General features: G+C 69.7%; 15 protein-coding genes and 1 pseudogene. 11 read left to right on the top strand and 5 right to left on the bottom strand.

Going from position 1 to position 21,879, the window contains the following annotated elements:
* Positions 1-215: 215 nt before the first annotated feature.
* From STRTU_RS08750 to STRTU_RS08730, 5 genes are all read left to right on the top strand, one after another.
* Positions 216-2,219, top strand: a complete 2,004-nt coding sequence (locus STRTU_RS08750; protein WP_159743019.1) for a glycogen debranching N-terminal domain-containing protein — start codon at positions 216-218, stop codon at positions 2,217-2,219.
* A gap of 48 nt (positions 2,220-2,267) precedes the next feature.
* Entirely contained in the window at positions 2,268-3,032 is a 765-nt protein-coding gene (locus STRTU_RS08745) for an NUDIX hydrolase (protein ID WP_174878832.1), read from the top strand.
* Between the two features lie 839 nt (positions 3,033-3,871).
* Complete coding sequence (locus STRTU_RS08740) at positions 3,872-4,873, top strand: FadR/GntR family transcriptional regulator (protein ID WP_159743017.1); 1,002 nt, start codon at positions 3,872-3,874, stop codon at positions 4,871-4,873.
* A gap of 402 nt (positions 4,874-5,275) precedes the next feature.
* On the top strand, positions 5,276-6,829 hold the full coding sequence (locus STRTU_RS08735) for an RNA polymerase sigma factor (protein WP_269777341.1): 1,554 nt from the start codon (positions 5,276-5,278) through the stop codon (positions 6,827-6,829).
* Between the two features lie 134 nt (positions 6,830-6,963).
* Positions 6,964-7,773, top strand: a complete 810-nt coding sequence (locus tag STRTU_RS08730) for a serine protease (protein WP_159743015.1) — start codon at positions 6,964-6,966, stop codon at positions 7,771-7,773.
* Positions 7,774-7,895: 122 nt separating this feature from the next.
* Here the strand turns inward: STRTU_RS08730 and STRTU_RS08725 are convergent, their stop codons facing one another.
* Positions 7,896-8,126, bottom strand: coding sequence for a DUF7455 domain-containing protein (locus STRTU_RS08725; RefSeq protein WP_003981845.1), 231 nt, complete (start codon positions 8,124-8,126; stop codon positions 7,896-7,898).
* A 443-nt stretch (positions 8,127-8,569) separates the two neighbouring features.
* On the opposite strand from STRTU_RS08725, the gene STRTU_RS08720 reads away from it, so the two are divergent.
* From STRTU_RS08720 to STRTU_RS08700, 5 genes and pseudogenes are all read left to right on the top strand, one after another.
* Positions 8,570-10,690, top strand: coding sequence for a DNA gyrase/topoisomerase IV subunit B (locus STRTU_RS08720; protein WP_159743014.1), 2,121 nt, complete (start codon positions 8,570-8,572; stop codon positions 10,688-10,690).
* Positions 10,691-11,120: 430 nt separating this feature from the next.
* Positions 11,121-11,492, top strand: coding sequence for a hypothetical protein (locus STRTU_RS35930; protein WP_174878831.1), 372 nt, complete (start codon positions 11,121-11,123; stop codon positions 11,490-11,492).
* A 363-nt stretch (positions 11,493-11,855) separates the two neighbouring features.
* Positions 11,856-12,356: pseudogene (locus STRTU_RS08710) on the top strand (LuxR C-terminal-related transcriptional regulator); the annotation flags it as partial.
* Positions 12,357-12,463: 107 nt separating this feature from the next.
* Positions 12,464-12,961, top strand: a complete 498-nt coding sequence (locus tag STRTU_RS08705; protein ID WP_159743013.1) for a DUF485 domain-containing protein — start codon at positions 12,464-12,466, stop codon at positions 12,959-12,961.
* On the top strand, positions 12,958-14,562 hold the full coding sequence (locus STRTU_RS08700; protein ID WP_159743012.1) for a solute symporter family protein: 1,605 nt from the start codon (positions 12,958-12,960) through the stop codon (positions 14,560-14,562). Before STRTU_RS08705 ends, STRTU_RS08700 begins: the two co-directional genes overlap by 4 nt.
* 125 nt (positions 14,563-14,687) lie before the next feature.
* Here STRTU_RS08700 and STRTU_RS08695 read toward each other — a convergent pair whose 3' ends face one another.
* The 4 genes from STRTU_RS08695 to STRTU_RS08680 all read right to left on the bottom strand — a co-directional run bounded on the left by STRTU_RS08695 (position 14,688) and on the right by STRTU_RS08680 (position 20,586).
* Positions 14,688-15,362: a response regulator gene (locus STRTU_RS08695; RefSeq protein WP_159743011.1), complete on the bottom strand. Its 675-nt coding sequence runs from the start codon at positions 15,360-15,362 to the stop codon at positions 14,688-14,690.
* Complete coding sequence (locus tag STRTU_RS08690) at positions 15,359-17,014, bottom strand: sensor histidine kinase (protein ID WP_159746790.1); 1,656 nt, start codon at positions 17,012-17,014, stop codon at positions 15,359-15,361. The genes STRTU_RS08695 and STRTU_RS08690 overlap by 4 nt, the downstream gene beginning before the upstream one ends.
* A 1,122-nt stretch (positions 17,015-18,136) precedes the next feature.
* On the bottom strand, positions 18,137-19,135 hold the full coding sequence (locus STRTU_RS08685; protein WP_159743010.1) for a sucrase ferredoxin: 999 nt from the start codon (positions 19,133-19,135) through the stop codon (positions 18,137-18,139).
* Positions 19,136-19,338: 203 nt separating this feature from the next.
* Positions 19,339-20,586 (bottom strand): citrate synthase, encoded by a 1,248-nt coding sequence (locus STRTU_RS08680; protein WP_159743009.1) that lies wholly within the window; start codon positions 20,584-20,586, stop codon positions 19,339-19,341.
* Between the two features lie 111 nt (positions 20,587-20,697).
* On the opposite strand from STRTU_RS08680, the gene STRTU_RS08675 reads away from it, so the two are divergent.
* Positions 20,698-21,867: a citrate synthase/methylcitrate synthase gene (locus STRTU_RS08675; RefSeq protein WP_159743008.1), complete on the top strand. Its 1,170-nt coding sequence runs from the start codon at positions 20,698-20,700 to the stop codon at positions 21,865-21,867.
* Positions 21,868-21,879 lie beyond the last annotated feature (12 nt).

Raw genomic sequence — 21,879 nt, 5'->3', positions numbered from 1 at the left:
CCGGGCCGCTCTTGCGAGGCCGGCGTGACCTGGGCGCCGGCCGACGCGTTCACCCGAGTGGCGTAATCCGTACGGACCCCCGACCTCACCAGGGAGCACAGCGCGTGCCAGGCATCGTCCCCACTGCTCAGCCGGCCCACCGGCTGCCCGGAGCGCGGCGCCCGGCACCGCCCCGGGCCCCTCAACCGCAACCCGTCCACTCCTCACTCGTCTGTGTGGCCCTCCCCTCCCTCGCCGTCTCCCCGGCGTCGGGGCAGCTGACCGGGCGGGGTATGGACGGCTTCTACCGCGACGGCCGACGGGTCCTGTCCCGGTGCGAACTACTGGTGGCGGGCGAGGAACCACTCGTCGTCCAGGGGCGGTTGACCGGAGCGGACCGTGCCCGGTTCTTCGGGACGGTCCGCAGGACCGGCGAGCGCGGGCCGGATCCGGAGATCCACGTGGAGCGGCTGCGGTCCGCCGACGGCACCGAGCAGATCACGTTCCGCAGCAGTGCCACCCGGCCCGTCCGGCTTCCGGTCGAGATCCGGCTGGGCACGGATCTCGCGGAGCTCGGCTCGGCCGCCGTCGGCCTCCCGGGCCCCGGCCTGCAGGCCACGGTGCATGGCTCCGGACTCCGCTGGTCCGCGCCCGGTGTGCACGCGGTGGTGTCCGCGACGCCCGCCCCCGCGGACGCACTGGCCTCGGCGGGCCTGCTGCGCTGGGAACTGGATCTACCGCCCGGCGCCCGCCGCACCATCGAACTGCGCGCCGGACTCGAACGAGACGACGGCGGACCGGGCGGCGCTCCGGGAGCCCACCGGCTCCCTGGAAACGCCCGCCTCCCCGGCCCGCGCACCGGACGGGTCGCCCCGCGGATGCGCGGCGACCGGCCACCGCGCCCCTGGTCGGCGGCCCGGCTGGAGTGCGACGACCAACGGGCCGACGCGCTCATGGCGGGCAGCCTCGACGATCTCCACGGCCTGGTGATGCGCGACCCGGCGGCCACGGGGGATCTGTATCTCGCCGGTGGATTCCCCTGGCGTTGCGGCCTCGCACCGGTCGAGGCGTTGTGGGCCGCCCGGATGCTGCTTCCCCTGGGCACCCGGCTCGCCGCGGGCACGCTGCGCGCACTCGCCCGTGGTCAACAAGCCGCTCCAGGGGCGGATTTCGGCCGAATCCCGGGCCCTCTCAGAGACGCCGGTCCACACGCCCCACCGAGCTGCACCGGCATCGAGGCCACCCTTCTGTTCCCGGCCGTCCTCGCAGAGGCCCGCCGCTGGGGCCTGCCCGAACGGGAGACGGAACGGCTGCTCCCCGCCGCGGAGCGCTGTCTGCGATGGCTGCGGATCGTCACCGACCCGCCGGGCAGCGGCCCCAGGGGCTACGTCCCCGACCCCGCACCCGGCGGACCGTACCGCTCCGAGACCCAGGCCCATGCCCATCGCGCCGCCCTCCTGGGCGCCGATCTCCTCGATGCCTCCGGATCCTCCGACGCGGCGGTGCTGCGGGACTGGGCCGCCGATCTGCGCACCCGGTTCCGTACGGACTTCTGGCTGGAGGACGGTGCAGGGGGCCGCCACGCGGCCCTGCTCACCGCAGACGGACGCCCCGTCCCACAGCTCGCCTCCACCACCGCCTCGCTCCTCGACACCGGCCTGCTCGGCGGCGGTGCTCTCGCCCCCGGTCTGCTGGACGCGGCACAGACCGACCGGCTGGCCGCACTGCTGGGCAGCCCGGCCATGGACTCCGGATGGGGCCTGCGGGGGCTCGGTACCAAGGAGAGCGGCTACAACCCCTTCGGCCACCGCAGTGGCGCGGTCCGCGTCCATGAAACGGCCATCGCCGCCGCCGGGTTGGCCGCGGCAGGCCATGAGCGGCCGGCCGGCGCCCTGACCAAAGGGCTTCTCGATGCCGCGGAAAGCTTCGGGTACCGGCTCCCCGAGATGTACGCGGGGGAGCAGCGCACCGCGAACGGCGCCCCCGTGCCGCATCCGGCGGCCTGCCGCCCCGCTGCCGTGGCGGCGGCCGGCGCGGTGCACATACTGGTCGCGCTCGCCGGCCTGCGCCCCGATGTCCCCGCCAGGACGGTGTCCGTGCGGCCGCCCGGTACGGCCCCGCTCGGCGCACTACAGCTCACCGGCCTGACCGTCGCGGAGCAGCCGTTCGCCGTACGGATCAGCAGACTCGGCATGGGGGTGGTGGAGACGGCGGCGGACGGTCTGCGGCTGGGCTCGTGAGGTGCTACGGGCCTGTTTATCGTCAGGCGGACGACTATGATCACGCCCATGCCTCCCTACGACCCGTCGGCCTTCCCGCCCTTCGCTGTCACCGTCGACCTGGTCGTGCTCACCGTGCGCCGCCACGCCCTGTGCGCGCTGGCCGTGCGCCGCGGTGAGCCGCCGTTCCAGGGCCGCTGGGCCCTGCCCGGGGGATTCGTCCGGGCCGATGAGGACCTTGAGGACGCGGCCGCCCGGGAGCTCACCGAGGAAACCGGTCTGCAAGCCCAGTCCCCGGCGGGCTCGTCGCCGATCCACGGCGCACACCTCGAACAGCTCGCCACGTACGGCGACCCCAAGCGGGACCCCCGGATGCGGGTCGTCAGCGTCGCGCACCTGGTCCTCGCTCCCGACCTGCCCGCTCCCAGGGCCGGCGGCGACGCGCACAGCGCACGGTGGGCACCGGTGGAGACTCTCCTGGAGCAGGACGACACCCTCGCCCGGGAGGGCGAGCTGGCGGCCCCGCTCGCCTTCGACCACGCCCGGATCCTCGGCGACGGCGTCGAGCGGGCCCGTTCGAAGATCGAGTACTCCTCGCTGGCCACGGCCTTCTGCCCGCCGGAGTTCACCGTCGGCGAGCTGCGCCGGGTTTACGAGGCGGTCTGGGGCGTAGCACTGGACCCCCGAAACTTCCACCGCAAGGTGACCGGTACTCCTGGGTTCCTGGTGCCTACCGGGGGCACGACGACACGTCAGGGCGGCCGTCCCGCACAACTGTTCAGAGCCGGCGGTGCGACGCTGCTCAACCCGCCGATGCTGCGCCCGGAGGTCTGAGCCCGGGGTGCCGCCCAGGCATCATGGGGCCGAAGTTCACCCACGGTGACACGGCAAACCATCAGGATTGAGCAATTGCGAGAAAATAGGACATATTGCGCTACCTTGTTCGCGTGAGTCCTCTCGTAATCCCCGCAGCTCCCGACCGGCCTCACGCCCCGCGAGGGGTGCGATGTCTCGCGCTACCGGCCCGCCCGGCGACCCCCTTGGCGCGCGTCCGGCCGCCGTCGGCGCTCCCCCTCGTGCGGCGCCGCCCGACCGGGGCGCCACCTCACTAGCGCGGCCCGCCCGCCTCATCCCGCCCCGCCCGAACGAACCGCGCTCGACGCCTTGGTCCGTCAGCGGCTCGCCCCGCATTCCGCGTTCCTTCCCTCGGGCCGACATCGCCCGCGGTGGCCTTCGTCGCCGCTGTCATCGAGTGGCCTTTTCCCGGAGCCAGTTGAGCGTGCAGCCGACGCAGTTTCGCCTGCGCGGAGTATGGGTGATCGGTGTATTCCGTTCCCTCCTCTTGGGATTGTTCGGGGTGCCTCTCATAACGCCACAGCAGAGGTCGTTCAGCCGTTCAGTGGCCGCGTCAAGGGCTCGTTCGGAATCGACCAAGGCGCATCTGATCGTGATGCGGTTCACGCGCCAACCCCCAAGCGCGGCAACGGTCTTGTTGCCGACCGGCCTGGTCTGCGGTGATGTCCCAACGGTGCCGGGCGGCTTCAGTCGCTGATCGAGTAATGCATATGTTTTGGCGCCCTGTTGTTGTGGCTGCTGTCCACAACCCGCCTGGGACAGCGCATTTCTTTCCGATAAAGCGTCAATTCAGGGATGGGGGGCGATCACCCTTTCGTGTGCTTTTCACCAAAGACCTCAAGGGTGTTGAGGGTGTCGCCGACAAAAGATGCGTGAGTACCCTTGCGCACACCATGATGACCGCGGCTCGCCCCGGCGACACCGGCCTCGCAGGCCCCGGCGAGCTTGACCGCTACCCCTACGCCAACGCGGCCAACGCCGCGAACGCCAACAACGCAGCCGGCCAGGACCGTGCCGAGCGGGTTTCGCAGGTCTGGGACGGCCCCGAAGCAGACATCGGCCGGGTCGGCCGTCGGGCGGCCGGCAGTCGCGGCCGAGGCCTGCACGGCCAACTCGTCCAGCAGCTCGGCCAGATGATCGTCTCCGGCGATCTCGGCGCCGACCGCCCGCTCGTCCCCGAGGAGATCGGCCAGCGCTTCGAGGTCTCCCGCACCGTCGTCCGCGAGTCGCTGCGAGTCCTTGAGGCCAAGGGCCTCGTCAGCGCCCGCCCGAACGTGGGCACTCGCGTGCGCCCGGTCAGCGACTGGAACCTCCTCGACCCCGACATCATCGAATGGCGGGCCTACGGGCCACAGCGCGACGACCAGCGCCGTGAGCTGTGGGAGCTGCGCTGGACGATCGAGCCCCTCGCCGCCAGGCTCGCCGCCGGCCACGGCCGCGAGGACATCCAGCAGCGGCTGGCGGACATGGTCGAGATCATGGGCCACTCCGCGGCCCAGGGCGACACCATGACCTTCTCCCGCGCCGACGCCGAGTTCCACTCGCTGCTGCTGCAGCTCGCCGGCAACCGCATGCTCGAACACCTCTCGGGCATCGTCTCCGCAGCTCTGCACGTCTCGGGTGGCTCCAGCGGCGGCTGCGAGCGACCGGTCGACACATCCGTGGGCCAGCACATGCGGGTCGTCGACGCCATCGGCTCCGGCGACGCCACCGCGGCCGAATCCGCGATGCGGCAGCTCCTCGCCGCCCACGGCGAGGCCGTCGGCCAGGGCTCCGGGACGCCCGTGGACCACGTCGTCCCCGCGCCCCGCGAGCACTGAAGGCCGTACCCGACCGCGTACGGACGGTAGGCGCCGCGCGGCCCCGTGCCCTGCACACCCCTCCGGGCAGGGCACGCCGTACGCGGCGACGGCGCACGAAATCGCCGGATCCGGGGCGTCGACCGGATCCGGCGACAGACCTTGGGAGGGTTGCATGTCATATGACTGGGAATGGGTCGTTATGGGGTGTGACTCGGGCCACGCAGATTGGGCGTAACGCTCTTCAGGGAAGCGCGATGACTTAAGAGGTGATAGCCGAGGAGGGAATACGAGCGGCGTTCGTGACGCTGTTCAACTCCCCGGTTGCCCCTGCGCCGTCGGTCCATCCCCACCGGCGGTCGTCGGCTCCGATCCACATTGGACGGGGTCGGAAGCCGTTTCCATCGTTCCGAGAGGTTGTTCGTGTCGGCCAGCACATCCCGTACGCTCCCGCCGGAGATCGCCGAGTCCGAGTCTGTGATGGCGCTCATCGAGCGGGGAAAGGCAGATGGGCAGATCGCCGGCGATGACGTGCGTCGGGCCTTCGAGGCTGACCAGATTCCGCCAACCCAGTGGAAGAACGTTCTGCGCAGCCTCAACCAGATCCTCGACGAGGAGGGTGTGACGCTGATGGTCAGTGCCGCAGAGGCGCCCAAGCGCACCCGCAAGAGCGTCGCAGCGAAGAGTCCGGCGAAGCGCACCGCCACCAAGACCGTCGCGGCGAAGGCCGCCACGGTCAAGAAGACCACCGCGGCCGCGGCCCCCGCCCCCATGGCGGACCCGTCGGCCGGTGAGTCCGAGTCCGCGCCCGCGAAGAAGGCCGCGGCGAAGAAGACGACCGCCAAGAAGACGGTCGCGAAGAAGGCCACGGCCAAGAAGGCCACCGCCAAGAAGACCGCGTCCAAGAAGGACGTCGACGAGCTGCTCGACGACGACGTGACCGAGGAGACCCCGGCGCCCGGCAAGGGCGACGCCCCCGAGGCCGCCGAGGGCGCAGAGAACGCCGGCTTCGTCCTGTCCGATGACGACGAGGACGACGCCCCTGCTCAGCAGGTTGCCGCGGCCGGCGCCACCGCCGACCCGGTCAAGGACTACCTCAAGCAGATCGGCAAGGTCCCGCTCCTCAACGCCGAGCAGGAGGTCGAACTCGCCAAGCGCATCGAGGCGGGCCTGTTCGCCGAGGACAAGCTGGCGAACTCCGACAAGCTCGCACCGAAGCTCAAGCGCGAGCTGGAGATCATCGCCGAGGACGGCCGCCGGGCGAAGAACCACCTCCTGGAGGCCAACCTCCGTCTGGTCGTCTCCCTGGCCAAGCGGTACACCGGCCGCGGCATGCTCTTCCTGGACCTGATCCAGGAGGGCAACCTCGGTCTGATCCGTGCGGTCGAGAAGTTCGACTACACCAAGGGCTACAAGTTCTCGACCTACGCGACGTGGTGGATCCGCCAGGCCATCACCCGCGCGATGGCCGACCAGGCCCGTACGATCCGTATCCCCGTCCACATGGTCGAGGTCATCAACAAGCTCGCGCGCGTCCAGCGCCAGATGCTCCAGGACCTGGGCCGTGAGCCCACCCCGGAGGAGCTGGCCAAGGAGCTCGACATGACCCCTGAAAAGGTCATCGAGGTCCAGAAGTACGGCCGTGAGCCGATCTCGCTGCACACCCCGCTGGGCGAGGACGGCGACAGCGAGTTCGGTGACCTCATCGAGGACTCCGAGGCGGTCGTCCCGGCCGATGCGGTCAGCTTCACGCTTCTGCAGGAGCAGCTGCACTCGGTGCTGGACACCCTCTCCGAGCGTGAGGCCGGCGTCGTCTCCATGCGCTTCGGCCTCACCGACGGCCAGCCCAAGACGCTGGACGAGATCGGCAAGGTCTACGGCGTCACGCGTGAGCGGATCCGCCAGATCGAGTCGAAGACGATGTCGAAGCTGCGTCACCCGTCGCGCTCCCAGGTGCTGCGCGACTACCTCGACTAGTCCCACCTGTCCGGACGGCATCGCGAGCCCGGTCTCTCCTGGCGGAGGGCCGGGCTCGCGGCCGTCCGGGTGCGCCGGGCAGCCAATGGGGTCACTCTGGGTATGCGTGTAATGCCCCAGAGACAGGAGCCCGAATGTGTCCGAGCGTCCACGCCGCCCTCGGAGCCCTCGCGCTGGCCCTCGCCCTGCCGACGCCGGCGGCCGCGGACGAGTCGGTGATCGGCGGAAAGCCCGCACCGCTGTCACACAGCCCCTGGGCGGTGGCGCTGGCCTCCCATGAGCGCTTCGGGGCCCAGCGCTCGGGACAGTTCTGCGGCGGCGTGCTCGTCGGGCACTCGACGGTGGTGACGGCGGCGCACTGCCTGAGCAAGGAGGTGCTGGGCGTCCCCTGGCGGCAGGTACGGGACCTGAAGATCGTCGTCGGACGCGACAACCTCGCCGCCGGCGGCGGGCAGGAGCTCAAGCCCGCGAAGATCTGGGTCAACCCGCGCTACAACAGTTGGACCAACGACGGCGACATGGCCGTCCTCACGCTCGACAAGCCGCTTCCGAACCGGCCCATCCCGATAGCGGGACGAAGCGACAGCGCCTACCGGCCGGGCAACGCGGCCACGGTCTACGGCTGGGGCGACACCACGGGCGGCGGCAGCTATGCGTCACACCTACGGGCGGCACACGTCAATGTGCTGCCCGACGCGGTCTGTGCGCGGGCCTATCCCGGCAGTGCCGACGGCAAATACAGGGCGCGGTCGATGCTGTGCGCGGGGGAGCCGACCGGTGGCCGGGACGCGTGCCAGGGGGACAGCGGCGGGCCGCTGGTCGTGGGCGGCCGGCTGGTGGGCCTGGTGTCGTGGGGGACGGGCTGCGGCCAGGCAGGCAGTCCAGGGGTCTATACGCGCGCCTCAGCGCTTCTCCCGGCCGTGGCCGCACACGGGGCCGACTGAGCGGCGCGGGGAGCTGTCAGCCATGTATGAGCGCACGAGTGCGGGCGGTCTCCCCGGTGGTGTCGGGGAGACCGCCCGCGGTACGGCCTGGGCCGCTGCTCGCTCGTCGTGGATGCGAAGTGTCAGCGTTCCTCATCGGACGCGGACGCCGGAGAAGCGGTCAGCCGCTCCGTCTCGTCCTGTATTTCCGCGGCGATCTTCTTGAGTTCTGGCTCGAACTTGCGACCGTGGTGGGCGCAGAAGAGCAGTTCTCCGCCGGACATCAGGACGACGCGCAGGTATGCCTGGGCGCCGCAGCGGTCGCAGCGGTCAGCGGCCGTCAGCGGGCTCGCGGGTGTCAGAACAGTAGTCACGTCGCCTCTTCTCTAGCTCGACGAGCTGTCGTACCAGGGTCAACATCCAACCAGGCCGAAAACGTTCCCGCTCGTGCCTTTTCCTCGAAAAATTTCTTCGAAGGGGGCCGGGTGCTGCCGGGTGGCGGCGAATGAGCCGTATTGCGTGGTGGTCTGATTCACGTTGGTTGTTGGTCTGTCCCCCCGGCTGGCTTGCCGGTTGTTGATGAGGACGTGCCCGGAGCCTAAATGGTTCATGCCTCGAAGGGAACGTGATGTGCACGTCACTCGGACGTCACCCCAACGAGGGATCGAACGTACGAGCGAAATTCTACTACCATGGGCATGCGTACGGGTGGCGTCACATCGGCTCTACCAGGCCTCGGTACGCTCTGATCGGCGACACCGCCACAACCGAGTCCGCGGAATGCGGACTGCCAGAAATTCAGCGAGGAGCGAACCGCGTGACCGCCGAGATGTCCGTGCCGTCCACCGCAGTGCTGACCGGGGCAGACCGGGACGGTTCCAACTACACCGCGCGGCATCTGCTCGTCCTTGAGGGGCTCGAAGCCGTCCGCAAGCGCCCCGGCATGTATATCGGCTCGACGGACAGCCGGGGGTTGATGCACTGCCTCTGGGAGATCATCGACAACTCCGTCGACGAAGCACTGGGCGGCTACTGCGATCACATCGAGGTGATCCTCCACGACGACGGGTCGGTGGAGGTCATCGACAACGGCCGAGGCATCCCCGTCGATGTCGAGCCCAAGACCGGCCTCAGCGGCGTCGAGGTCGTGATGACCAAGCTGCACGCCGGCGGAAAGTTCGGCGGCGGCTCGTACGCGGCCTCCGGCGGTCTGCACGGCGTCGGCGCCTCTGTCGTCAACGCGCTGTCCGCCCGTCTGGACGTCGAGGTGGACCGCAGCAGCAAGACGCACTCGATCAGCTTCCGCCGCGGCGTCCCCGGTATCTTCACCGAATCCGGTCCGGACGCCCCCTTCGACCCGGGCAACGGCCTGCTCAAGGGCAAGCGGATCGCCAAGACGAAGACCGGCACCCGGGTCCGCTACTGGGCCGACCGGCAGATCTTCCTCAAGGACGCCAAGCTCTCCCTGGAGAACCTGCACGCCCGCGCCCGCCAGACCGCCTTCCTCGTGCCGGGCCTGACCCTCGTGGTCCGTGACGAGCGCGGTATCGACGGCGCCGGAAAGACGGAAGAGACGTTCCGCTACGACGGCGGCATCAGCGAATTCTGCGAGTACCTCGCGCAGGACAAGGCCGTCTGCGACGTGCTCCGGCTGGCCGGCCAGGGCACCTTCAAGGAGACCGTGCCGGTTCTCGACGACCGCGGTCACATGACACCGACCGAGGTCACCCGGGAACTGGGCGTCGATGTCGCGCTGCGCTGGGGCACCGGCTACGACGCGACGGTCAAGTCCTTCGTCAACATCATCGCGACGCCCAAGGGCGGCACCCACGTCTCCGGGTTCGAGCGGTCGGTCACCAAGACCGTCAACGAGGTGTTGCGGTCGAGCAAGCTGCTCAGGGTCGCCGAGGACGACGTCGTCAGGGACGACGCCACGGAGGGCCTCACCGCCGTAGTGACCGTGCGGCTCGCGGAGCCGCAGTTCGAGGGGCAGACCAAGGAGGTGCTCGGCACCTCCGCCGCCTCGCGGATCGTCGCCCAGGTGGTGAGCCGGGAACTCAAGGCGTTCCTGACCTCCACGAAGCGGGACGACAAGCAGCAGGCGCGCGCCGTCCTGGAGAAGATCGTCGCGGCGGCCCGGACGCGCATCGCCGCCCGTCAGCACAAGGAGGCCCAGCGGCGGAAGACGGCGCTGGAATCCTCCTCGCTGCCGGCCAAGCTCGCGGACTGCCGCAGCGATGACGTCGACCGCAGTGAGCTGTTCATCGTCGAGGGGGACTCGGCGCTGGGCACCGCCAAGCTGGCGCGGAACTCGGAATTCCAGGCCCTGCTGCCGATCCGGGGCAAGATTCTGAATGTCCAGAAGTCATCGGTTTCGGACATGCTCAAGAACGCCGAGTGCGGCGCCATCATCCAGGTCATAGGGGCCGGCTCGGGCCGTACGTTCGACATCGACACCGCCCGCTACGGCAAGGTCATCTTCCTGGCCGACGCGGACGTCGACGGCGCCCACATCCGCTGTTTGCTGCTGACCCTGTTCCAGCGCTACATGCGCCCGATGGTCGAACAGGGCCGCGTGTTCTCCGCCGTCCCGCCGCTGCACCGCGTCGAACTGATCAACCCCAAGAAGGGCCAGGATAAGTACATCTACACGTACTCGGACAACGAACTGCGCCAGACCCTGCTCGAACTCCAGCGCAAGAAGGTCCGGTACAAGGACAGCATCCAGCGCTACAAGGGTCTGGGTGAGATGGACGCCGACCAGCTCGCCGAGACGACCATGGACCCGCGCCACCGCACCCTGCGTCGCATCAACATCAGCGACCTCGAAGCGGCGGAGAAGGCCTTCGACCTCCTCATGGGCAACGAAGTCGCCCCCCGCAAGGAGTTCATCACCAACTCCGCGTCCACTCTGGACCGTTCGCGCATCGACACCTGAGGGGCCGGAGGTTCCGACGGGCGCCTGTCCACCCTGGGTGGGCGGGCGCCCGTTGCCGTTTCGACCTGGGGTGCCTTGACTCCGGTCTGGGCGGTAGCACTGGTCCGTGGCGTCGGGGCGGTCGAAGCTCCGCGTTCCCCGGAGGGCAGGTCATGAGTGGCTTGGTCAACTCCGTTGCTCAGCATCGTTGTGATCACCGCAGGCTGTTGCGCTGGTGTTCGGCCGACAGTTCACGGCGCAGCAGCGGGCCGGCCCGCTGCGTGGGCTGGGCCTGGACGACGGGCACCTGAACCGATGTGGACGGTGCGGTGTGGGACGAGGGCGGCTGGGCGGCGGCCGTCGTGTGGCTCTGTGGTCTGGTGCTGCGTATCGCGTCATGGGCCTCGGAACGGCAGGGGCGTCTACCAGGGCAGCGACGACCGCCACCGCCGTGGGCCTGGCACTGGCGGGATGCGCCATACGGCTGGACGCCGAGGCGCGCGGCAACGCCCAGCGGCTGCTGTCCCAGCAACGGGCGGCCCGCAAGGCGGAGGCCGAATCGGCGGCGCCCACCGAACGCGGGCGGAATGCACGTGAGTTCCTCGACGTGCTCGCCCGCAGCCTCAGCGCCCGACTGGTGCACCTGGAGGCAGCGCGCCTCCTGATCCTGCGCAGTGCCGACCTCCAGGCCGACCGTGCCAACTCCTGGAGCGGGTGCCGGTGTGCCGAGGGTTGGCCCGAGAAGGGCTGGGAGGTGCCCGTGAGGCGCTTTCCGCGCTGCGTGGGCGCCCGGGATCCGGTCGAGGGCTTTCTGCGCCCCTGATCGCCGCTGAGAGCGTTCAGCTGCCGGTGACAGGTGAGGCCCGCACCGCGCGTTTGGCCGAAGCGAGCCTCGCGGTCGGCAGGCCGCCCAGGAGGCGCTGACGAATGTGCGCGAGCACGCTCCGGGAGCCCGGGTGAGCGTGCGGCTGGAATACGGGACGGACGGCGTGGGGCTTGAGTCCGGTGGCCGTGGCAAGTCCGGCGAGCTTGAAAGAGCGGCTCCCAATACGGCTGTCCGGGATGCGGGAGCGCGCGGAACTCCTCAGCGGAACGTTGAGTTCGGCCCCGATGGAGGATTTCGTGGTGAGGCTGCGGGTGCCTGCATGACGGGGCGCATGGTGACACGGGTCGTGGTAGCCGATGACCAGACGCTGACGGCGTCGAGGTCACCCGCCGCATCCGTCCCGAGCATCCCGGTACCCAGGTCGTGGTGCTCACGACCTATGCAGATGACAACTCGCCCTCTCCCGCTCTCCTGGCCGGTGCACCCGGCTACCTGACATAGGACGCCGACGGTGACAGATCGTCCGTGCCATCGACGGTGTGCTCCTGGGCGAGGCCGGGCTGCCGCCCAAGATCCAGCGCAGGCTCCTGGTGCGTTTCACGGAGCCCGTGCCCCCGGCCGCAGCCGTCGGACGAGTCCCCAGGCGGGCTGACCACACGTGAGGTGGAGGTGCTGCGGCTGATCGCCGCCGGGACAGTCCACCCCCGAAACCGCGCGCACGCTGCATCTCTCCACGCACTCGCTTGGGGGCGCCCCTGAAGACCCACATCAACAATCTCGTCACCAAAGCGGAGCTACGGGACCGGGGTCCAGGTCATCCACTACGCGTACCGGCACGGCCTCGCACAGCCACCCAGCTGACCCATCACCTGATGGGGTGAAGGATTCGCAATGAAGCATCCAGGATCTCCCTTTCTGTCCACCCTTGGGCCGCACGGACAACAGCCCCGTGCATCAAGGAGAGTTCGGTGGACAAGCAGGACGGCCGGTCGGTCGGCGAACCAGGGGCCCTACGGCTCGACGACCCCTGGTACGACGCTCTCGCCTCCGGGTGGGGCGAACTGGGCGCTGCGGCGGAGACAACTGGCGGCTGGGGTGGCACGCAGCCACCGCCGCCGGTACCGGAACCGCAGTACGCGCCGTATGACGAGGTCTATCTGGCGGTGCAGCGAAGCGCGGCTTTCCAGGAGGTGCGTCGCCGCTACCGGCGGTTCGTTCTGCCCGGCACGGCGGTTTTTCTGGGTTGGTACCTCGCCTACGTGATCGCGGCGACCGCCGCGCCCGGCCTCATGGCCCACCGTGTCGCAGGTGCCCTGAACGTCGCCATGCTCGCCGGACTCGGCCAGTTCGCCACCACGTTCCTGCTCACCTGGGCGTACGCGCGCCATGCCCGGCTGCGCAGGGACAGTGCGGCGCTCGACATTCGATGGGAAACCCAGGAGCTGACCGGAGGGAACACCCGGTGACCGGTGACCACCAGACCCTCGCGCTGCTTCTGTTCAGCGTCTTCATCGCCGTCACCCTGGCGATCACCACCTGGGTGAGCCGCCGCAGGCGCGGTTCCACCGAGGAGTTCTACGCGGGCGGAAGACTCTTCTCGCCCATGGAGAATGGATTCGCCATCGCGGGGGACTACATGTCCGCCGCCTCTTTCCTCGGCATCTCCGGGCTGATCGCCCTCTTCGGATACGACGGCCTGCTGTACTCGGTCGGATTCCTCGTCGCCTGGCTCATCGTCCTGTTTCTCGTCGCCGAACTGGTCCGCAACTGCGGCAGCTTCACCCTCGCCGATGTCGTCGCCGCCCGTATGCGGGAACGCCCCGTCCGTCTCGCGGCCGGCGCGGCCTCCGTCACTGTGTCCGTGCTCTACCTGGTGGCGCAAATGGTCGGTGCGGGCAGCCTGGTGGCCCTGCTCGTGGGGGGCGCGGGCCAGCAGGCCCGTACCTGGATGGTGATCGGGGTCGGCGCCCTGATGGTGGTCTACGTCGCCTTCGGCGGCATGCGGGCCACGACCTGGATCCAGGTCGTCAAAGCCGTACTCCTCATGGGAGGCGCCGTTGCCCTGACCGTCCTGGTACTGGTCCGCTTCCACGGCGACATCAACGAACTGCTGAACACCGCCGCCGAACGCAGCGGCCACGGCCGCAACTTCCTCGCGCCCGGTCTCAAATACGGTGGCGACTGGACCTCGCGACTCGACTTCATCAGCCTCGGCATCGCGCTCGTCCTGGGCACGGCCGGGCTGCCGCACATCCTCTCCCGCTTCTACACCGTGCCCACGGCGCGCTCCGCCCGTCGCTCCGTCGTATGGTCCATCGGTCTGATCGGTGGCTTCTACCTGATGACCATCGTGCTCGGGTTCGGTGCCGCCGCAGTACTCGGCAGCGATGCCGTCCGGGCGTCCAATACGGCAGGCAACACCGCTGTCCCGCTGCTCGCCCTCGACCTGGGAGGCGGCGCCGGTTCGACCGGCGGAACGGTGCTCTTCGCCGTGGTGGCCGCGGTTGCTTTTGCCACCATCCTGGCCGTGGTAGCCGGCATCACGCTCGCGTCGTCCGCCTCCGTTGCACACGACCTGTATGCCTCGCTACGACGTCCGCGTGACACGGCACAGGACGCCCAGCGAGCTGAGGTGGCCGTGGCGCGCATCGCAGCGGTGGCCGTCGGCGCGGTTGCCATCGGCCTCGCCCTGCTTGCCCAGGACTTGAACGTGGCCTTCTTGGTCGGGTTGGCGTTCGCCGTCGCCGCGTCGGCCAACCTGCCGGTCCTGCTGTTCACCCTCTTCTGGCGACGCTTCACGACCCGCGGCGCGGTGTGGTCCGTATACGGCGGGCTGATGCCTGCGATCACCCTGGTCGTCCTCTCACCAGTGGTCTCCGGGAGCCCGGAAGCACTCTTCCCCGGGCTGGACTTCGCCGTCTTCCCGCTCGACAACCCCGGTGTTGTATCGATCCCACTGGGCTTCCTGATGGGCTGGCTGGGAACGGTGCTTTCCCCGGAAGCCGCCGATGAGGCACGGCACGCGGAGACTGAGGTACGGGCGCTCACGGGTGCGGGGGCGGCTTAGGCGAGCCCGGGTGGAGCAGGGGCGGACCGGCTCTGAGAACGGAGGAGCAGACGGGGCGAGGCCGACTGTGGATGCCACCGCCCCCCCCGTGCGTCGCCCGCCCTCCGGGTGAGCGTCCTGCAGGCCTACACCCACTCGTAGCGGTGCTCGGGGCGGCCGGTCTCTCCGTACCTGAGCGTGAGGCGCACCCGCCCGGCGCGTTCCAAGAGCTTGAGGTAGCGCTGGGCGGTCTGCCGACTCAGTCCAGCATGCAGGGCGACGTCCTGCGCGGAAAGCGGGGCATCCGCGGAGCGCAGCACCGAGCGCACGCGGTCGGCGGTGGCGGTGGAGTGCCCCTTCGGCAACTCGGCGGAGCCGGCGTTGGCGGCTCCCAACGCCCCGAAGATCCGGTCCACCTCGGACTGCTCCGCCTGGCCGCCGCCCGCAAACGTGCGATGCAGCGCCGCGTAACCCTCCAACTTGGAGCGAAGGCCGGCGAAGGTGAACGGCTTGACCAGGTACTGAAGCGCGCCGTGGCGCATTGCCGCCTGCACGGTGGCGATGTCGCGAGCTGCAGTCACCATGATCACGTCGGTGAGCAGGCCGCGACGTCGAAGGTCGCCGACCAACTGAAGCCCAGTCTTGTCGGGTAGGTAGTGGTCCAGGAGGATCAGATCGACGGGGTGTGTCTCAAGGGCGGTGAGGGCCTCTGCGGCGGTGTGCGCGAGGCAACTGACACGAAAACCCTCGACTTTGGCGACGTATGCCGCATTGATCTTCGCGACGTGCACATCGTCGTCCACGACCAGTACCTCGATCATCGGCCGGCCTCCGTGGCGTCTTCGGGGCGGCGGGTGTGCGCTGTCGCCTGTTTGGTGATGCGGGTGTCCGTGATTGCTTTCTGCGCGGGTGCTTCACGGTGCTCGGGAAGGTCATCGGACAGCGCGTCGGGGACTGTCACGGTAAATACCGCACCTCCGCCGGGGCGCTCACCGACCTCGGCGCTTCCTCCGTAGCGCTCGGCGAGTCGGCGCACGAGTGCCAGGCCGATGCCGCGCTGCCCGTGGGCGGGAGGTTCCTTGGTCGTCCATCCCTCGGTGAAGATTTCCGCGCGACGTTCCTCGGGCACGCCCGGCCCGTTGTCGCTGACACGTACGACGGCGGTCCGGCCCTCAGCGCGGATCTCCGCCTCCAGTTGCGCGTGGCGCGCGCCCGATGTGGCATCCAGGGCGTTGTCGATGAGGTTCCCCAGGATGGTGACCAGGCTGGGTGGGTCAACCAGACGGTCGGGCAGGTGTGTGTTGGGGGAGACGCTCAAGGAGACGCCGCGCTCGGTGGCGACGGTGGCCTTGCCCACCAGGAGGGCGGCGAGCAGTGGGTCGTGGACGCGCTCGGTGACCTGCTCGGCGGTCGCGCGATGTACGCCCACGGCCTGTGTCACAAACTCCACGGCCTCCTCGTGTAGCCCGAGTTCGAGCAGGCCGAGCAGAGTGTGCAGCCGGTTGGCGTGCTCGTGGTCCTGGGCGCGGAGGGCATCAATAAGGCCGCGGGTGCCGTCCAGTTCGCGGCCCAGTCGCTCCAGTTCGGTGCGGTCGCGCAGAGTGACCACGGCACCGCCGTCATCAGTCGGCATGCGGTTCGCTACCAGGACCCGCTGTCCACTGACGGCCAGCAGGTCCGAACCCGAAACTCGACCGGCCAGAACGTCGGTGGTGCGGCCTGGTGGTAGGGCCGATTCCAGGGAATGGCCGGTGTCGTCGGCGCGGAGGTCCAGGAGGCGCTGCGCCTCGTCATTCATGAGACGGATGCGCCCGTATTTGTCGAGTGCGAGGAACCCCTCCCGGATGCCGTGCAGCATCGCCTCCCGCTCGGCGAGCAGCGCGGAGATGTCGGAGAACGCCAGGTCGTGGGTACGGCGCTGGAGGCGGCGGGAAACGAGATAGGCGGCGAGGGCGCCCACGGCTAGTGCCCCGCCAGCGTAGGCGAGCAGCTGGGGCACGGTGGAGAGCAGCCGTTCCTGCACGCTCTCGTACGCGATGCCGACGGAGACGGCGCCCACAACCTTGCCGTTCTCGTTGCGGAGCGGGACCTTGCCGCGCGCGGAACGGCCCAGGGTGCCCTTGTCGATCTGCATGACGTCCTGGCCGGAGAGCGCGGCGCTCGGGTCGGTCGAAACGTGGCGCCCAATCTCGTCAGGGTCGGTGTGGGACCAGCGCACACCCCGCTTGTCCATGATCACCACGTACTCGGCACCGGTAGCGGCGCGGATCCGCTCCGCCTCGTTCTGCACGGGCCCATGACGCGTCGGACGGGACGACTCCAGGGCGTCGTCGAGGCGCGTCTCAGCCGCGGTGGTCTGTGCGATGGCGAGAGCGCGGCGCATCGCCTGGTCGTCGAGCTGCGCACTGAGCGGGGCGAGGAACAAGCCGGTTGCCAGCGCCGTGACGCCGGCGGCGATGGTCAGCTGCACCATCAGGACCTGGGAGAACACTCGCTGCGGCCAGCCCAGGCGTGGCCGGGGGCGGCGCGGCGTCGGGGCGGCCGACTCTTGGTTGGGCGGCGCCGTGGCCTCGACGGCCGGTCGGCTTTCGGCTGTGTGCGAGCGGCTGCCCGTGTAAGGCTTGCCGGTCGTGGTGCGGGAGACCGGCGCCGCGGCGGGAAACGGTGCGGAACCCGAGGGCTCTGCACCGCTCGGGCGTGGAACCGACTCTTCCCTTTCGCCCATACGAACGAACAGTAAGCGCGGTGGCGGTCGCTGGGTAATACCTGCTGAGGGGAATTCGGAGGGTGTCCGGGCGGCGACTCGGATGCAACACCGGCCGCCTCCGAGCTCGGGGAGGCATGAGTGCTTTCGCTGTTGTTGCCTAGCCCCAGGCGAACACCAAGATTCTGCACGCCATGACGATCGCCCATGCCACGTCGTCAGCGGCTGGCACGAGGAAGCTGGCCGCGAGTCATGGCTGCCATGGGTCGGCTCGTCGTGCTCTGGGCTTTCAGCCTCAGGCCTGCATGCGATCCCCGTGAGCAGGAGGCGCCGATGTCGGCGTCGTCATCGGCCCGCTCATTGGCCCGGCGACTGACTCTCTGGCGCAGGCGCTGGTTAGGCACCCGTGTGCAGGCTGGGGGAGCGCGCGAGAAGTTATCCACAGGCCTTTTGGGTGCGGAGCGTGCGCGCTTAGCCTCGCATCGTGAAGCCGGTAGGACCTCGCGTGGGGAGTGGCCAGGGCCGCCAAGGCGAGGGGGAGGCGCGCGGCGGGTGCGCAGCAGGGAGGGCTCAATGAGGTCAGCGGGTGATAGCTGCGAGGTGTGGCGGCAGCGGTGGAAGGGGGTGGCTGGCGTGCCGTTCGGCCGCCGCGGAGGGGCTGCACGGGCTCGCCGGAGTTTGTCCGTGCGTTTCGCCTGCCGTCTGACCTGGTCCTGGGATGGCCCCGCGCTGCCGGACGACTCTGGTGAGGCGGGCCGGGCGCCACGTGGCAGGGGCAGCCACGTTCCAGGTGGGCATCGGTCCCGCATGCGCGAGGGCCTGCACCGGGAACGTGTGATGGAAGCGGAGGCTGCTGGAGCGCTCGCGGACTGCCGGGGGAAGTCTGCGAGATCAGCTACTGGCAGCCCGGGGCGTCCCGTGAAGCACGCCGGTCGCAGCAGTGACGGAGACAACCGCCATACGCGCCGGTGGACCGAGCGGCGCACCACAGCTAGCGGGCGCCGCAGCACCATCGGCCCGCTGTTCGACGCTGACCCGCCAGGTGCGCCCGTCGGAGTGCGCGACGGTAACGACCCAGGCAGGGGAGGTCCCCGCAACAGCCTGGCTGCTGGGCGTCCGGCTGTCGGCCGGCTTGGGTTCAGGCCACACCGTGTCGGTCCGTACGACGTCGAGTGCGTCCGCCCGGTCCTCCCCGATCAGCCCGCGGAGAGCAAGGTCAGCGGCCTGGCCCGGCCGGTCCCAGGCCGAGCGCCCGCGGCAGTGGTCGCCAGAGATCCGTCCGTCGCGCGCCGCCTCCACGGCCTCCTTGACCAGGGGGGCCGAGGCTCGTCCGTAGGCGTAGCCGTAGGGGAGGACGAACAGGGTGGGGGAGAAGCGATGGCCACCGATGTGGGTGACTTCCCAGACTTCGCTTCCGCTGGCGGCGAGTTCGGCAGCGAGCGGGCGGCCGAGCAAGGCGCAGCAGCGGTCCCGCTTGCCGTTGGTGCATACGAGGACCAGCGGCTCGCCGATGTAGGGCTCCCAGAGGCCGTGATGGTCTCCCGTGCCCAGGGCCGTGAAGTCCAGGCCGAGGGCTGCCCGCGGGTCGGTGACGGTGGTCGTGCGGATCCAGGAGCGTCCAGGGGCGGTGTGAGCGAGGAACACGCGTTGCCTGGACGTGCCGTGACAGTCGGCGTGGCGTCCCGGCCGCCGGATCAGGGCGACGCGTACGCCCGTCCCTTCTGCCGCGGCTTCGAGTGCCCGGCCGACGTCAGGGTCGAGGTGACTTTCCGTCAGTGCATGGGCTCCCCACGGCCCTGTTTGCTCGATGAGCAGCCAGGTCCGGGCAGGTGCCGCGGTTCCGGCGAGCGATTCGGCCGATTCACGGGAAGCGGTGGCGCAGGTACTCACATAGGTGAGCCTAACCTCATCCGCTCCAGGTCGGATCTCGGGTGGGCATCCAGGGGACGACGGCGTGCGGAAGGCCCCCAGCGTTAGCGGTTGTCGCTCTGTGTGAGTTCCGGCGATGTCGATGTCATGCCGATCGCATCGGTCGCGGCGACGTTAGGGGCTCAGTGGCGGCTCTGCCCCGTCTGTCCCTCGCGGGTCGCCTGTCATGGCAACGGTTGTGGCGGGCGGGGGCCGTGGTACTGGCCGTTGGGGCGCATGCGGAGAGGGCGTTCGGCGTATTCCTCAAGGGCGTGGGCGATCCAGCCGGCCGTGCGGGAGATGGCGAAGATGGTCTCGCCCGCCTCGGTAGGCATGTCTGTCGAGACGGTCAGTACGGCCAAGGCCAGGTCTACGTTGGCGTGCAGCTCCGTGTGCCGGGCCGTTGTGGTGATCACCTGGCGGGCGGCCTCCAAGGCGGGGCGGGCCTGCGGCATGTCTTCCAGAAGCTGGAAGAGGGTGTGGGCTCGTGGATCCTCGCCCGGGTAGAGGGGGTGGCCCAGGCCCGGTACCTGGCGGCCGGCCCTTAGGTGGTCGGCGACCACTGTGGCTGCACTGCCCCGGTCCAGTACCTCCAGCAGCATCCGGTGGGCGAGGCCGCTCGCGGCGCCGTGCAGCACGCCGTCCAGTGCCCCGAAGCCGGCCGAGACGATCGCGTACGGATGGGCGCGGGCGGAGGCGGCGACCCGGACGGCGAATGTGGAGGCGGCGAGGTCGTGGTCGATGAGCAGGACCAGTGCGGCGTCCAGGACACGGAGTGCCGCGGCGTCGGCCGGTTCGATCGTCAGTCGTGACCAGAGGCGTGATGAGAGCGAGTCGGCAGCACGTTGCTTCGGGGCGTGCGACGGCAGGGCGTCGACAAGGGTCGGGATGAGGCTGCGTGCGGTCTTGACGACGGTGTCCTCGGACAGGTCGAAGCGCAGCGGGTCGGCGGCCGCAGCGGCGATCACGGCGACCCGTAGCCGGTCCATGGGTCCGCTGTGGGCCGGCAGTGCCTGGACGGCTTGGTGGGCGGCGGACAGGGCGTCCTGCGGCGCGGTGAAGCGGATGCCGGGAGGCAGCTCACCGGTCCACAGCCACTCGGCGACCTCCTCGTAGCTGTAGTGGGCGGCGAGTTCCGATGTGTCGACGCCGCGGAAGTAGCAGTGGTCGCGGTCGATGAGTGTGATGCCTGTACGGATTGCCGACTCGCCACCGGAGGGTGAAGGGTCGCGGCGCGGGGCACGGCGGGCGAGTGCGTCGACCTCCCGTGCATCGAAGGTGCTGCCGCGGCTGCCCGGCTCGCGGCGGCTGGTCAGCTGGCCGCGGCTGACGTAGGCATACACCGTCTCCGGCTTCACACCGAGCCGGTCCGCCGCCTCCCGGGTGCTCAGTCGCTGCCCGCCCGCATCTTGCGCCGTTTCTCGATCCGCCATGAGGTCACCGTATCCAGACCCACCATATTGATTCAATCAACATTGACAACTGTTGAGTCAAGCGTAGACAGTCGAATCAATATTTGGGTGAGGAAGAGCAAGGAGAGCAGCATGCCGACCGCTGAGGTGAATGCACTGATCGACGCTCCCCGGGGGCTGGCGGGCGTCATCGTCACCGAGACCCAACTGGGTGACGTCCGAGGTGCCGAGGGCTTCTACCACTACCGCCAGTACTCCGCCGTCGAGCTGGCCACCGCCCGCACCTTCGAGGACGTCTGGTACCTGATGTTCCACGGGGAGCTGCCCGACGCCGCGCAGCTGGCGGCGTTCAGGGCCGAGACCGCCGCCCTGCGCACGTTGCCTGCGGCCGTGCGTGATGCGCTGCCCGCCCTCGCCCAGGCCGGTGCGGTCTCCGGTCCGCTCGCCGGGCTGCGCACCGCGCTGTCGCTGCTCGGCGCAACGGTGGGCTTCCGGCCGCTGTACGACATCGACGCCGCCCGCCGTCGTGCCGACGCGCTCGCCGCCTGCGCCGCCGTACCGACCCTGATCACCGCGCTGCACCGGCTCGGCCAGGGGCTGCAGCCCGTCGAGCCGCGTGCGGACCTCGGCCATGCGGCCAACTACCTCTACATGCTCACCGGTGACGAGCCGGAGCCGGCGCAGGTCCGGGCCATCGAGGCGTATCTGATCTCCACCATCGACCACGGTTTCAACGCCTCGACCTTCACCGCACGCGTCATTGCCTCCACCGGTGCCGACCTCGCGGCCTGCCTTGTCGGCGCCGTCGGTGCGCTCTCCGGGCCGCTGCACGGTGGTGCGCCCAGCCGCGCACTGGACATGCTCGACGCCATCGGCACCCCCGACCGCATCGACTCATGGATCCGCGACCGCGTGCTGCGCGGTGACCGGATCATGGGATTCGGTCACTCCGTCTATCGCACCGAGGACCCGCGCTCCAGGATGCTGCGTGGTATTGCCGAGCAGTTCGGTGGCCCGTTGGTGGAATTCGCCGTCCAGGTGGAGGCGAGGGTCGAAGAGCTGCTTGCCGAGCTGAAGCCCGGCCGTGAGCTGCACATCAATGTGGAGCTGTACGCGGGCGTCGTCATGGAGCTGTGCGGACTTCCGCGCGAGATGTTCACGCCCACCTTCTGTGCGGCCCGGGTGGTTGGCTGGAGCGCCAACATCCTGGAGCAGGCCCAGGATTCGAAGATCATCCGCCCTGCTGCCCGGTATGTCGGACCGCCCCCGCCGCAGCCGCTGCCCGTCGTCGCACCCCGCTAGCGGGAAGGCGGC

The sequence above is a fragment of the Streptomyces tubercidicus genome, from assembly GCF_027497495.1.
Classification (GTDB): domain Bacteria; phylum Actinomycetota; class Actinomycetes; order Streptomycetales; family Streptomycetaceae; genus Streptomyces; species Streptomyces tubercidicus.
Note: the sequence above shows the minus strand (reverse complement) of the source record. Positions and strands in the feature narration are given on the sequence as shown.

Excerpts from the sequence above, each read along its gene's own strand:
- STRTU_RS08745 (WP_174878832.1), top strand. The coding sequence starts at position 2,268 with ATGCCTCCCTACGACCCGTCGGCCTTCCCGCCCTTCGCTGTCACCGTC.
- STRTU_RS08730 (WP_159743015.1), top strand. The coding sequence starts at position 6,964 with ATGTGTCCGAGCGTCCACGCCGCCCTCGGAGCCCTCGCGCTGGCCCTC.
- STRTU_RS08695 (WP_159743011.1), bottom strand. The coding sequence starts at position 15,362 with ATGATCGAGGTACTGGTCGTGGACGACGATGTGCACGTCGCGAAGATC.
- STRTU_RS08690 (WP_159746790.1), bottom strand. The coding sequence starts at position 17,014 with ATGGTGCAGCTGACCATCGCCGCCGGCGTCACGGCGCTGGCAACCGGC.
- STRTU_RS08680 (WP_159743009.1), bottom strand. The coding sequence starts at position 20,586 with ATGGCGGATCGAGAAACGGCGCAAGATGCGGGCGGGCAGCGACTGAGC.
- STRTU_RS08675 (WP_159743008.1), top strand. The coding sequence starts at position 20,698 with ATGCCGACCGCTGAGGTGAATGCACTGATCGACGCTCCCCGGGGGCTG.